Source organism: Enterococcus sp. AZ015 (genome assembly GCF_050499225.1).
Lineage (GTDB): Bacteria > Bacillota > Bacilli > Lactobacillales > Enterococcaceae > Enterococcus_D > Enterococcus_D entomosocium.
Genome location: NZ_JBMHEX010000001.1, coordinates 2291878 through 2304174, shown reverse-complemented (window position 1 = coordinate 2304174; position 12297 = coordinate 2291878). Strand labels below are relative to the sequence as shown.

Here is a 12297-nt window from a genome sequence, read left to right as displayed (position 1 = left end):
CAACTTTGCAGAAACTCGTGAGCGATCGCGAGTTTCTGTGTTAAGGGGGAATTACAATGAAAAACAAAACAAAAAATTGGTTTGCAAACGGCAATGCCTTTATTACCTTACCCGTCATTTTGATCACGATGCTGGTCTTTATCCCGATGGTCTCGGCATTGTTCACGTCATTCCAATCAGGACCACCGACAGCGATGACCTTTAACGGTCTTGGCAACTATCAGCGGATGTTGAGCGACTCAACCTTTAAAAAAGCCTTTGGCAATACGTTTTTATACTTATTAGTCCAAGTTCCGATCATGCTCTTTTTGGCGCTGATCGTATCGAACATATTGAATGACAAAAAATTGAAATTTAAAGGGCTGTTCCGCACCGCCTTGTTTTTACCATGTATCACATCCTTGGTTTCTTATTCCTTGATCATGAAAAGTCTCTTTTCGGCAAACGGGTTAGTCAATAACTTTTTGACGCAGCTACATCTGATCGATGCGCCGATCCAATGGTTGACAGATCCTTTTTGGGCAAAAGTACTGATTATTTTTGCCATCACGTGGCGTTGGACCGGCTACAATATGATCTTTTTCATCTCTGGCATGCAGAATATCGATCCAAGTATTTATGAAGCGGCAGAGATCGATGGCGCTTCAAAATGGGATCAATTCTTCAAAATCACGATTCCCAACTTGCGTCCAATCATCCTATTTACCACGATCACTTCAACGATCGGTACGCTGCAATTATTCGATGAAGTTCAAAATATTACTGGCGGTGGACCAGCCAATGCTACGACGACCTTGTCACAATACATCTACAATTTAAGTTACAAATTCACGCCAAACTTTGGGTATGCCGCTGCGGTCTCCTTTGTTATCGTGATTGCAATCGTGATTTTATCGATCATCCAAACGAAAATAGGAGGAAAAGAAAATTGAAAACAATCTCACTCACTTTAAAATACGTCTTTCTTGCGATTTTGGCTTTCATCTCTATTTTTCCATTTGTTTGGATGATCCTAGGGATGACCAATCAAACCTTTGATATCGTTGCCGGGAAAATCATGATTGGGGATCAGTTGGTCATCAACTTCCAAAATCTTTTTTCTTCCGATTTGAATTTTACTCGGGCATTAGGAAACTCAGCGGTGATTGCCGTGATTACGACCTTCTTTGCACTGTTGTTCTCCTCCATGGCAGGGTATGGCTTTGAGATCTATCGGACGAAAACCAAAGACCGTATCTTTAATATTCTATTGCTGTCGATGATGGTACCTTTTGCCGCTCTAATGATCCCGTTATATCGGATGTTCAGCAAGCTTAGCGGCACACCAATCGGGATCAATACCTTCGCTGTCGTGATTTTGCCCTCGGTCTGTACCGCCTTTTTGATTTTCTTTTTCCGCCAAAACATCAAGGCATTCCCTAGAGAATTAGTCGAAGCTGCTCGGATCGATGGCTTGAATGAACTGAGTATTTTCTTTAGAGTCTACATGCCGACGGCTAAAAATACTTATGCAGCTGCCGCGATCATTACGTTTATGGGCAGCTGGAACAATTATTTGTGGCCATTAGTTGCCTTGCAATCACCAGACAAACGGACCGTTCCACTGGTTCTTTCGGCTATGGGTGCTTCTTATACACCTGATTATGGCATGATGATGTGCGGCATTGTGATCGCCACACTGCCAACGGCCATCATTTTCTTCGTTTTACAAAAACAATTTGTCCAAGGTATGCTGGGATCCGTGAAATAAGCGGGGCATCAGCGAACAATTATAAAGTAGAGGGTACGATATGATTCTTTTTGACAAACAATTAAACGTCTTTCATTTAAGCAACGATCAAATCAGCTATCTCATACAAATAGAAGAAGGGGGCAATGTGGCACACCTTTATTTTGGAAAAAAAATCGCTCATTATTCTGGCGGCTGTCGTTATCCACGTCTTGATCGGTCCTTTTCGCCCAATCCCCCAGACAGCAGCGACCGGCTTTTCTCATTAGACACCTTGATGATGGAATTTCCTGGCAACGGCTTCGGAGATTTTCGAGAAGCAGCTTATAGGATTCGCCAGTCTAACGGTAGCCGAGTCAGCCATTTTGTCTTTAGTGATTACCAGATTCAACAAGGCAAACCCGCCCTAGCAGGATTGCCTCAGACACATGGTGCCGACGACGGGATCGAAACACTGATTCTGTCCTTAAAAGATGATGTGGCGGGACTCGAACTGCAGCTGTTTTACACGATTTTCGAGGATGCGGCAGTGATCGTCCGCTCAAGTAAAATAATCAACCACGGAATCCAACCTGTTACGATCGAGCAGCTGGCGAGTCAAGCGCTCGATTTTCCTAACCGTCCCTTTGATTTGATCCACTTGCCGGGGGCATGGGCGAAAGAACGCCAAGTCACCCGAGAACCAATCAATCGCGGCATCAAGCGTTTGGACAGCAAGCGTGGTTCCAGTAGCCATCAGCAAAATCCCTTTGCCGTCATACTGGAACCTAATGCTACGGAGTTTGCTGGGGAGTGTTTTGGTTTTAGTTTGCTGTATAGTGGCAACCATGAAATTATCATCGAAAAAGATCCTTACCATCAGACTCGTGTGATCATGGGGATCAACAGCCATCAATTTGCCTGGCAATTGCCGCCAACTGAAAGCTTTCAAGCCCCAGAAGCCGTGATTGCTTATAGTGAGGCTGGCTTGAACCAGCTGTCAGCCACCTATCATGACTTTTATGATGAGCATTTGATTCGGGGCAAATACAAAAAGCAAGAACGGCCGATCCTGATCAATAACTGGGAAGCAACGTACTTTGATTTCAATGAAGAAAAACTGGATGCCCTCGTTGATGAAGCGAAGGAGCTGGGAATTGAACTGTTTGTTTTGGATGACGGCTGGTTTGGTCAGCGAGAAGATGACCAAACCTCATTAGGCGATTGGTTTGAAAACGAAGGCAAGCTAGCTTCTGGCTTGGCAGGATTTGCCCAAAAAGTCCATGACAAAGGGCTGCAATTCGGGCTTTGGCTGGAACCAGAAATGGTTTCGGGTGACAGTGAACTGAACCGACAACACCCCGATTGGCTGTTACAAGTACCAAATCGCAAGCCAGCGCTTAGCCGCAGTCAGTATGTGTTGGACTTTTCTCGACAAGATGTCAGAGACCATCTCTATCAGCAGTTAACCCAACTGTTTGATACGGTTGCCATCGACTATATCAAATGGGACATGAACCGCAGTCTGTCGGATGTCTATTCCTTGCTCCTCGATCCTGCCCAGCAAGGGGAGGTCGCGCATCGCTATCTGCTGGGCTTGTATGAGTTCCTAGAGAAACTGACCACTGCCTATCCGACGATCCTGTTTGAAGGCTGTTCTGGCGGTGGCGGGCGCTTTGATGCCGGTTTCTTGTATTATATGCCGCAGATTTGGACCAGTGACAACACCGACGCCATCGCCCGCTTGAAGATCCAGTACGGAACCAGTCTGGCCTATCCGCCATCCACCATGGGGGCACATGTCTCAGCGATCCCGAACCATCAGACCCAACGGGCAACGGATCTAGCGATTCGCGGCAATGCTGCGATGTCTGGCTTGCTGGGCTATGAGCTTGACTTAACACAGCTGACAGAAGAAGAAAAAGCGCAAATCAAAGAACAAATCACTTTTTATAAAAAACATCGGCGCCTGCTGCAGTTGGGCCGCTTTGTTCGACTGCTCAGCCCTTATGAAGGCAATGACGCCGCCTGGCTGTATGTTTCTCCAGATAAAAAAGAAGCGATCGTCTTTTACTTCCGAGTCTTAGCCGAAGCCTCTGCACCATTGGTTACTTTAAAGCTGGCTGGTCTTGATCCTGACCTCACCTATCAAAGTGGGGGAGAGAACTTCGGTGGCGATGAATTGATGCAACTCGGGTTATATATCGATCCTCATTTAGCAGGGGATTACGCCACGCAGCGGTTTCATTTTGTTGCAAAAGTGCCCCACGAATGAAAAAAGCGTTCCGTCAAAACATGCTGTTTTGACGGAACGCTTTATTGTGCTGCCGCAAGCTTTTGGCTAATGATCGGCAACTGAGAGGCTATTTTAGAACAAATGATTTATTTTTTTCTCGAGAAGTCGTATGATGAAGGAGGAGGCAGGCAGTTTGCTTCTGACAATCAGTAAGAGGAGGGTGTTCAACATGGACGAACAGCCACTAGCGAATGAAACAGAAGAAGGGTTGATTGCTGCAGGATATCGGAAGTATCGTGGTGAAGCGATCGATATTTATTACAACAAAGAGATCTGCACCCACAGCGGTAATTGTGTGCGGGGCAATCCCGCCATTTTTGAAGTTGGACGGCGTCCCTGGGTGATTCCTGATAATGGGGAAGCAGCCCAAGCGGCACAAGTGATCCATACCTGTCCAAGCGGTGCATTAAAGTATGTGTTAAAGGAGGAACAATCATGGAAATCTTAGAAGAAAATGCTCGATTTGTGTTAAAAGACGGTGACAAAGAAATTGGTGAAATGACGTGGTCAAAAGCCGGTGAAACGCGTATGATCATTGATCATACCTTTGTCGATCCTGCTTATCGGGGACAAGGACTCGCCGAAAAATTAGTGGCAAAAGGGGTGGAAAAAGCCCGCAAAGAACAAAAGAAAATCATTCCTTTGTGTCCCTTTGCCAAAAAAGAATTTGAACGCAAACCAGAATATGCCGATGTTTGGAACCAATAAATCAACCAAAACAACCCCCGCCAACTCAAGAGTCTCTCTTTGAGGTGGTGGGGGTTGTTGTATGACTGATCAATGTTGGAATTGAGCATGGTACAGGCGATAGTAATAGCCTTGTTCTGCCAGTAATTCTTCATGGGTTCCTTGCTCCACGATTTGACCGGCATCCATTACAAGGATCTTGTCTGCTGCTCGAATCGTTGATAACCGATGGGCGATCACAAAGCTGGTTTTGCCTTCCATCATTTTCAAAAAGGCATCTTGGATTTTTTTCTCAGTCAGAGTATCAACCGAACTGGTTGCTTCATCCAAAATCAGCATTGGTGGGTTACTGATCATCGTGCGGGCAATCGTCAATAGCTGTCGTTGTCCGTCAGAGATCTTGATGCCTTGATGACCGATCGGTGTATCTAGTGTTTCTGGTAAGCGCATCACATATTCATACATATAGGCATGCTTTAGGGCATCATAGATTTCTTCATCTGTGGCAGTGTCATTTCCGTATTGCAAGTTTTCTCGTAAAGAGGCATCAAAGAGCCATGTATCTTGCAAGACCATTCCGAAGCTTTGCCGTAATTCTTCTCGTTTCAACTGACGAATATCGGTGCCATCGATCTTGATCGCGCCTTTATCGACATCATAGAAACGCATCAACAAATTGACCAACGTCGATTTACCGGCACCGGTTTTTCCGACGATTGCGACGGTTTCTCCAGGTTTTGCAGTAAAAGTGAAATCTTCGATCAATTTTTGACCAGGATCATAAGCAAAAGACACCTCCTCAAAGGCAATCTCGCCTTTGATCTCTCCCAGTGATTGAGATTCTTGGTCATCGGCTGTTTCTGGCTCTTGATCCAACAGCTCAAAGGTTCTTGAAAGTCCAGCCAATGCCGTTTGGATCTGGGTCGTAATTCCTGACAATTCAATGAATGGTTTCGAAAACTGACTGGAGTAGATCGTAAAGCTGGAAATCATCCCAACCGTGACAGCACCTGAACCAGAAAAGTAAAGCAGACCGCCGACAAAGCCGACTGACAGATACGCCAAATGATCGACGAATCGTGAAAGGGGATTGGTCAAAGAAGAAGAAAACTGTGCCTTTTGCCCCCGGACATTCAATTCTTGGTTGATCGTTTCAAAACGGTTTTGGTTGATGGTTTCTCGATCAAAGGCTTTGACGATTTTTTGATTGCCGATCATTTCCGTAACAAAGCCAGAAATTTCGCCAACGATTTCTTGTTGCCGAGCAAAATGCGATTGTGACGTTCGTGCCACGATCCAGTTGACCAAAAAGATGATCGGGGTCGAAACCAATACGACCAACGTTAAGGGCACACTCATTTGCAGCATGACGACTAAGGCGATCAAGACGACCGAAATACCAGAAAACAGCTGGTTGAAGACTGCAGCGACGGCAATGGAAATATTATCCATGTCATTGGTAAAACGACTGACGATGTTGCCGTGGGAGTTTTGGTCATAATAGCGCAAAGGCAATGTATTGAGATGCGCAAAACCTTTTTTGCGCAAATCGGCGACAGATAAATACGCCACGCGGTTACCCAGTCGCTGGATCAACCATTGACTGACCACAGTCACTAAAACCACTCCGGCAAACAGAAGCAAAATACGATAGAGAGCGCTGAATTGCACTTGATCAGCACCTATCAGCTGATCGACGGCTTGACCAATCTGATACGTCATATAAACCGAGGAGACGCCAGCAGCGATCCCGAGGACAACTGCTGCCCAAGTTTCCTTCGCGTAGGCAGTCAAATAAGGGAGGTAGCGACGAAAGGCCGACCAATCGAATGATTTCTTTTTCATGCTTCTTCCTCCTCTGCCTGTGATGCGACGATTTCTTGGTATTCTTTTGAAGATGCCAACAGCTCTTCATGGGTCCCTTTGCCTACCAAATTCCCTTGGTCTAAGACTAAGATCTGCTGCGCATCTTGAATGGAGCGAACCCGTTGAGAGATAATGATGACCGTGCCAGGAATGCTTTCTTTTAAAGCCATCCGCAAATCAAGATCGGTTTGATAGTCAAGGGCGCTCAGAGAATCATCCAAAATCAAGATATCTGGTTTAGCAATCAACGCTCTGGCGATCGTTAACCGTTGTTTTTGTCCCCCAGAAAAGTTCTTGCCACCTTCAAAAATCGGGGTATCCAGTTGCTGCTGCAAGGCTTCAACGAAGTCACGGCTTTGAGCGATCTCTAAAGCGCGCCAGCATTCTTCATCGGTGGCCTCTTTTTTGCCCCATTGCAAGTTTTCCCGAATCGTCCCCGTAAACAGCACGGCGGTTTGAGGCACCATAGCGATTTTTTGGCGTAATTGCTGTAAAGGCCATTTCCGCACATCGTGACCGTCAACGATCACTTTGCCATCTGCTACATCGTAGAAGCGGGGAATCAATTGGGTCAAGGCAGATTTCCCACTACCGGTTGGTCCAGTGATACCTAAAATAGACCCTGGCGCGACTTGGAAATCAATGTTTTTCAAAGCTAATCCGTATTCTTTTGAAAAGCGGAAATCAACATGTTCAAAGCGAATCGCTCCGACGTTGTTTTTCGGCTGATCCATAAAGACTTCTGAAAGCTCGTCGCCGATCGATGGCTCAGTGGTTAAAACTTCGTTGATCCGTGAACCTGATGCTGCCGCACGGGTAAAGATGATCACTAAGTTGGAAACCACGATCAATGCTAAGAGCATTTGATTCATGTAATTGACCAGTGCCAGCACTTGTCCTTGCTGCAAATTGCCTATATTGACTTTGAATCCACCGATATAAAACAACGCGATAATGCCGACATTCATGATCAAGGTGGTGGCAGGCGTCAATAAAGCAGACAGATTTGTCACCCGTAAATAGACCTCACTTAAATCATCAGTTGCCTTATCAAAGCGTTTCGTTTCCGTTTTTGTGCGGGCAAAGGCACGAATCACCCGAATCCCGCTTAAATTTTGACTAACTAGCTCATTCAACTCATCTAAATGGACTTGAACTTTCTTATACAATGGCACGGTTTTGGCGATGATCCAGAATAAGACGATACAAAAGAGCGGTAAAACGAGTAGGAAAATCAAGCCAGCTTGCCAATCAATGACAAAGGCCATAATCACGGAACCGATACTTAAGAAGGGTGCCCGGACCACCAGCCGAATCAGCATCGCCAAAGCAATCTGCATCTGATTGATGTCATTGGTCATTCGAGTAATCAACGTATCAGTACCGAATAAGTTCAGTTCGCTATGGGAAAGGGTGTTGATTTTTTTCATCAAGCGATTGCGTAATTCTGTCCCGAATCCTTGAGAAGCGACGGAAGCATAATACTGACAGATGACGGCACAGATCATCCCCACCACGGACATCACGATCATCCAGATCGTCATTTCAACGACCTTCGACCAATTGTTTTGCCGTAGGCCCTCATCGACTAAAGCGGCCATCTGCAAAGGCAGAACCAATTCAAACACCGCTTCTAAAAATTTGAAAAACGGACCAAGAATAATCTGTTTGCGATAATCCTTGGCGTAGCGTAACAAGCTTATCATAAAAAACCTCCTAAATTATTTCGGATGAGCAGGATATTCACTGGCTAAACAGGCAAAAACCAAACTATCGGTCCATTCCCCCTTGTTCCACCAGTCTTGGATAAAATGTGCTTCTTGGCGCAATCCAATCCGTTGGCAAAGCTTGGCTGAGGCCTGATTGCGGGCATCTAGCGTCGCTTGGACCCGATGGATCTTCTGACTGGCAAACAACCAGTCCATCAACTCTTTCAAGGCTTCTTGAGCAAACCCTTGTCCGCCAAATGACGGATGGAAGGCATAGCCGATTTCAACGGAAGACGGCTGACCAGTAGACCACACCGACAAATCGCCGATGACCGTTTGATCGTGTAGTACCGCCAAAGAAAGACCTGCTTGGTCCGTCAAGATGTGCTGTTGACATTTTTTGGCAAAAGACGCCGCTGCCGTTTCTGTCTGCCAAGGCTCATGAAGTAAGAAACGGCAAACTTCCGCTTGCTGATAAATAGCAAAGGTATCGGCAAAATCACTTTCTTGAAACGGACGGATCGTTAACCGTTCACTTTCCATACATACCATAGACAGCCTCCATTTCTTTAGGGACATCTTACCATAGAACGAAATAGCCGAAAACATTATCAGAAAAATACAACAACTTTCTTGTAAAAGAGTGTAAATTTCATGAAAATTCTTTCTTTTACAATTAGAACTTGCCAGTTGCTGCCTATTTACCACGCCTGCCAGCGGGCAAGAAAGGTTTTTTGCCAATCGCCCAAGGGCAAAATCACTCGCTGCATTTGAAAACGGTAGGTTTCCCCTTTATAAGTAAAGCGAATCGGGACGAGCATCCCTACAACAGGATCTTTGTGCTGTTTTTTTAGCTCAGCAAGCGGCACGCTTTTGTGCTGCAGGACTTTTGTCGAGAAAAGATTCAATGCCAAAATCGTCAATTGCTGATCATCTAAGACGAGCAGGGTACGGCTGGTGATGGCATTGAAGGACTGCCATTTTGCATAGCCGATCACAGCTCCTTCCGTCAAATAGGGGGCTGCCAACGCTTGGAAGGTTTTTTTATTTAAAAGAAACATGGGTAGAAAACTCCTTATAAGTAAGAATCGTTTTAGGCAGAGTGTCAACCATCATCGAACAGCGTGAAGACGCTTAGTCAGTTGTAAATGGCTGCAGCATCCGCCGAGCTTTTTCAGTATACGCCTGTTTGAGGGCTAACGGTTCGATTTCTTTGATGGTTGGCCCAAATTGCAAGAGAAAGTCAGCTAGAAAATCAAGCTCATTGTCGGCAATGTGTCCTTCTAAGCAAAGCTCACTAGGACGTTCCACCACTGCCATATCAGGATATTTTTCTTGCCACAAGCGTTCCTTTGCCGATAGATCAAAGCGGATGTGATAGCCCAGTGTTTGTGTCAACACTTGTTGCTGCAGCTGTTTTTCAGCTAACTGCTGCAAGGTATAGCCTGTTTTTTCAGTCGGAGCAAGTCCCTGCATTGCATCACAGCGATAGCGGCGAAAGACCTGCTTTTGACAATCAAAGGCCAAACAATACCAGTAACCAGCACGAAAATCCAGCTGATAGGGTTGTACGGTCTTGTTCGTTTTTTGATAACGCTGATAGGTAAATTGGATGACCTGTTCTTGTACGATTGCTGAAAAAAGCGCTGAGAGGATCGGTGCACTCGTCAATTGAGGCACCCCTTGAAACGAAACCGCCGTCTCCATTTTTTCTAACCAGTCGGTATCTCCTTGATAAAAAGATGCAAAAGTTTTCGCCGCAGCCCTTGATAGCTCCGATCAAAAGGAGAATCGGACAGTTTTTGTAAGAGCTGTAAAGCAAAGAAAAGGGTATAACGTTCATTTTTGTCAAAGTACAAGGGGGTCAGTTGATTTTTTAAGATCTGATAGCCGCCATAACGACCGGCTTCTACCACGAGAGGCAAGCCCAGCTCTTCCAACGATTGGACATCGCGGACGGCTGTGCGTTTTGAAATCGCAAAGGTTTCCATCAAATCAGCTAGATGAAAAGTGGTTTTTCCTTGTAAATACAATAGCTCCTGAGTTAAACGTTCTGATTTTTTCATTTCTTTCTCCAATGGTGCCAAGTTTTGGCAATATTCACAGTTACACTTATGGTAACAAGAAAAGGAGGAACCAACAAATGATCGAACCAAAAATCGCTTTATTTTTAACCTTAGACGGCAAAGCCCAAGAAGCCATCCACTTTTATCAGGAAACATTAGATGCGACCCTCTTATTCGCCATCACCAACCAAGAATATCAAGAAAAACTTGATCCAACGCTGGAGATTCGTACAGGTCAAGAACAGTATCTTTCTCATTCCATCCTACAAATCGGAGATTTCCAGTTGCAGCTGGCTGACAATCCATTGATCGAAGGGGAGCCCATTCAAGCAGGGAATCACTTATCCTTGAGTTTGACGATAGACGACACCAAAACAGCTCAAAAGCTTTATCAACGACTAGTGGAAAAGGGCAGTCAGGTGATCCAGGCACCTAGTGAAAATCCGTTTGCGTTTTTTTATGCAAGTGTTCGTGACCCTTTTGGTGTAATTATTCAGCTTACTGTCGAAAAAGAAGTTGATCCATCAAAAAAGGGTGAATGAAAAAAATCGTTTTTTAATAAAATATCCATAGAAGTTGACTAATTATCCAGCTTTCTTTCATCTTCAGAATTATTTTTAAGGAATGTTTAAAGGACTTCACAGAAAAAGAATAAAACTTCTTAAAAAAATAGGCGGATCGCAAAAATTCTGGTACAATCGGGGAGAGCAATTCAGGAGAAATGAAGGAGGCACTATGGATAGAAAGACGAGATATAAACAGCAAAGAGCCCACAAAGCGCGCAACAAACGCGTGATTATTGGAGGAATCTTTCTTTTCGCCATTGCAGGCATCGTTTTATTTGCCGGCTATACGTATTATGCAGCAAAAAATTCAGTGGATAAAATGTTTAAAGAATCCGCTGTAATCAGTTCCAATAAAAGTAAAGAAGACAACTCATTGAAAGCTTCTGATGTGAATTCAAAGTTTGGGATCTTGCTGATGGGTGTCGATAATGACGCGGAACGTGAAAAGACAGAACATTTGGACAGTGCCCGTACCGACAGTTTGATTTACATGGTATATGATGGCGAAAACAAGAAAATCGATATGGTTAGTCTCCCTAGAGATATTTGGACCAATATTTATGATGGAACAGGAACTGGGACAATTGCTACTACAGCCAAGATCAATAGTGCATTCACGATTGGTGAGGAAGACGCAACGATTGAAACAGTCCAAAACTACCTGCAATTGCCAATTGACTATTACGTAAACATCAATTTTACAAGTTTTGAAAAAATAATCGATGCGATTGGCGGAATCACTGTTGATGTGCCTTACGACATCAACAAGAAATATACTTCAGACAACACGGGAGAAACGTTGATTCCAGAAGGACGTCAATTGTTGAACGGTGAACAAGCCTTGATTTTTGCCCGTATCCGGAAAATGGATACTGATGTGGATCGAGGAAACCGTCAGCAAGAAGTTATTGAAGCAGCGATCCACCAAGCTTTGAAAATCAATAATGTCACCAAGTACCAAGAAATTTTAGATTCTGTCAGCGAAGATGTGAATACAAACTTTAAGTTTGAAGACTTAGTATCTTTAGCGGGCAATATGTTGTCTGGGTTCGATATTCAAAAACATACCTTTGAATGGTACGATGGGGAATCTTATGATGGACAATCGATCGTATATATTCAAGACTATTCTTACAATGAAATCCGTAATGATATGCTGAAAGCCTTAGGTCAAGCACCAGCAGATTCGCAAGCAGATGCCAATACAGAAACACAAACCGGTGTTGGAAACGAGACAGGTGCAGGAACTGGTGACGGATACGGCTCGGATGTCGTTGATGACGGAACCGGCTACTAATCAAGAGAAAAAAGTCAGGAACATTCCTGACTTTTTTTTATACCCTCAGACCTTTAAAAATCGATTGAAAACAAGTTCAGTCTCTCAAGCCGCTTTCGTTTG

General features: G+C 44.5%; 13 protein-coding genes. 7 read left to right on the top strand and 6 right to left on the bottom strand.

The window, feature by feature from the left end; all coding sequences use genetic code 11:
• Positions 1-56 precede the first annotated feature (56 nt).
• From IGK85_RS10690 to IGK85_RS10670, 5 genes are all read left to right on the top strand, one after another.
• Complete coding sequence (locus IGK85_RS10690) at positions 57-932, top strand: carbohydrate ABC transporter permease (RefSeq protein ID WP_005225588.1); 876 nt, start codon at positions 57-59, stop codon at positions 930-932.
• Complete coding sequence (locus IGK85_RS10685; RefSeq protein ID WP_008378833.1) at positions 929-1750, top strand: carbohydrate ABC transporter permease; 822 nt, start codon at positions 929-931, stop codon at positions 1748-1750. The genes IGK85_RS10690 and IGK85_RS10685 overlap by 4 nt, the downstream gene beginning before the upstream one ends.
• 40 nt (positions 1751-1790) lie before the next feature.
• Positions 1791-3983 carry an alpha-galactosidase gene (locus IGK85_RS10680; RefSeq protein ID WP_008378831.1) on the top strand — a complete coding sequence of 731 codons (2193 nt, stop codon included), beginning with the start codon at positions 1791-1793 and terminating at the stop codon, positions 3981-3983.
• 190 nt (positions 3984-4173) lie between these two features.
• Positions 4174-4452: a (4Fe-4S)-binding protein gene (locus IGK85_RS10675; RefSeq protein WP_008378829.1), complete on the top strand. Its 279-nt coding sequence runs from the start codon at positions 4174-4176 to the stop codon at positions 4450-4452.
• Positions 4440-4712 (top strand): GNAT family N-acetyltransferase, encoded by a 273-nt coding sequence (locus IGK85_RS10670; RefSeq protein WP_005234932.1) that lies wholly within the window; start codon positions 4440-4442, stop codon positions 4710-4712. The genes IGK85_RS10675 and IGK85_RS10670 overlap by 13 nt, the downstream gene beginning before the upstream one ends.
• A 69-nt stretch (positions 4713-4781) precedes the next feature.
• On the opposite strand, the gene IGK85_RS10665 is transcribed toward IGK85_RS10670, so the two are convergent.
• The 6 genes from IGK85_RS10665 to IGK85_RS10640 all read right to left on the bottom strand — a co-directional run bounded on the left by IGK85_RS10665 (position 4782) and on the right by IGK85_RS10640 (position 10332).
• Complete coding sequence (locus tag IGK85_RS10665) at positions 4782-6536, bottom strand: ABC transporter ATP-binding protein (RefSeq protein ID WP_008378827.1); 1755 nt, start codon at positions 6534-6536, stop codon at positions 4782-4784.
• A complete protein-coding gene (locus IGK85_RS10660) occupies positions 6533-8263 on the bottom strand; it encodes an ABC transporter ATP-binding protein (RefSeq protein ID WP_008378825.1) in 1731 nt (576 codons plus the stop codon). Before IGK85_RS10660 ends, IGK85_RS10665 begins: the two co-directional genes overlap by 4 nt.
• Positions 8264-8278: 15 nt before the next feature.
• Positions 8279-8818 carry a GNAT family N-acetyltransferase gene (locus tag IGK85_RS10655; protein ID WP_008378822.1) on the bottom strand — a complete coding sequence of 180 codons (540 nt, stop codon included), beginning with the start codon at positions 8816-8818 and terminating at the stop codon, positions 8279-8281.
• A gap of 149 nt (positions 8819-8967) precedes the next feature.
• Entirely contained in the window at positions 8968-9327 is a 360-nt protein-coding gene (locus IGK85_RS10650; RefSeq protein WP_005234941.1) for a hypothetical protein, read from the bottom strand.
• 73 nt (positions 9328-9400) lie between these two features.
• Positions 9401-9973, bottom strand: coding sequence for a WYL domain-containing protein (locus IGK85_RS10645; RefSeq protein WP_008378820.1), 573 nt, complete (start codon positions 9971-9973; stop codon positions 9401-9403).
• Between the two features lie 5 nt (positions 9974-9978).
• Positions 9979-10332, bottom strand: a complete 354-nt coding sequence (locus IGK85_RS10640; protein ID WP_008378818.1) for a helix-turn-helix transcriptional regulator — start codon at positions 10330-10332, stop codon at positions 9979-9981.
• 77 nt (positions 10333-10409) lie between these two features.
• On the opposite strand from IGK85_RS10640, the gene IGK85_RS10635 reads away from it, so the two are divergent.
• A complete protein-coding gene (locus tag IGK85_RS10635; RefSeq protein ID WP_008378816.1) occupies positions 10410-10874 on the top strand; it encodes a VOC family protein in 465 nt (154 codons plus the stop codon).
• Between the two features lie 193 nt (positions 10875-11067).
• Positions 11068-12195 carry an LCP family protein gene (locus IGK85_RS10630; protein WP_008378814.1) on the top strand — a complete coding sequence of 376 codons (1128 nt, stop codon included), beginning with the start codon at positions 11068-11070 and terminating at the stop codon, positions 12193-12195.
• Positions 12196-12297: the final 102 nt, after the last annotated feature.

Excerpts from the sequence above, each read along its gene's own strand:
- IGK85_RS10690 (WP_005225588.1), top strand. The coding sequence starts at position 57 with ATGAAAAACAAAACAAAAAATTGGTTTGCAAACGGCAATGCCTTTATT.
- IGK85_RS10680 (WP_008378831.1), top strand. The coding sequence starts at position 1,791 with ATGATTCTTTTTGACAAACAATTAAACGTCTTTCATTTAAGCAACGAT.
- IGK85_RS10675 (WP_008378829.1), top strand. The coding sequence starts at position 4,174 with ATGGACGAACAGCCACTAGCGAATGAAACAGAAGAAGGGTTGATTGCT.
- IGK85_RS10670 (WP_005234932.1), top strand. The coding sequence starts at position 4,440 with ATGGAAATCTTAGAAGAAAATGCTCGATTTGTGTTAAAAGACGGTGAC.
- IGK85_RS10665 (WP_008378827.1), bottom strand. The coding sequence starts at position 6,536 with ATGAAAAAGAAATCATTCGATTGGTCGGCCTTTCGTCGCTACCTCCCT.
- IGK85_RS10660 (WP_008378825.1), bottom strand. The coding sequence starts at position 8,263 with ATGATAAGCTTGTTACGCTACGCCAAGGATTATCGCAAACAGATTATT.
- IGK85_RS10655 (WP_008378822.1), bottom strand. The coding sequence starts at position 8,818 with ATGGTATGTATGGAAAGTGAACGGTTAACGATCCGTCCGTTTCAAGAA.
- IGK85_RS10650 (WP_005234941.1), bottom strand. The coding sequence starts at position 9,327 with ATGTTTCTTTTAAATAAAAAAACCTTCCAAGCGTTGGCAGCCCCCTAT.
- IGK85_RS10645 (WP_008378820.1), bottom strand. The coding sequence starts at position 9,973 with ATGGAGACGGCGGTTTCGTTTCAAGGGGTGCCTCAATTGACGAGTGCA.
- IGK85_RS10640 (WP_008378818.1), bottom strand. The coding sequence starts at position 10,332 with ATGAAAAAATCAGAACGTTTAACTCAGGAGCTATTGTATTTACAAGGA.
- IGK85_RS10635 (WP_008378816.1), top strand. The coding sequence starts at position 10,410 with ATGATCGAACCAAAAATCGCTTTATTTTTAACCTTAGACGGCAAAGCC.
- IGK85_RS10630 (WP_008378814.1), top strand. The coding sequence starts at position 11,068 with ATGGATAGAAAGACGAGATATAAACAGCAAAGAGCCCACAAAGCGCGC.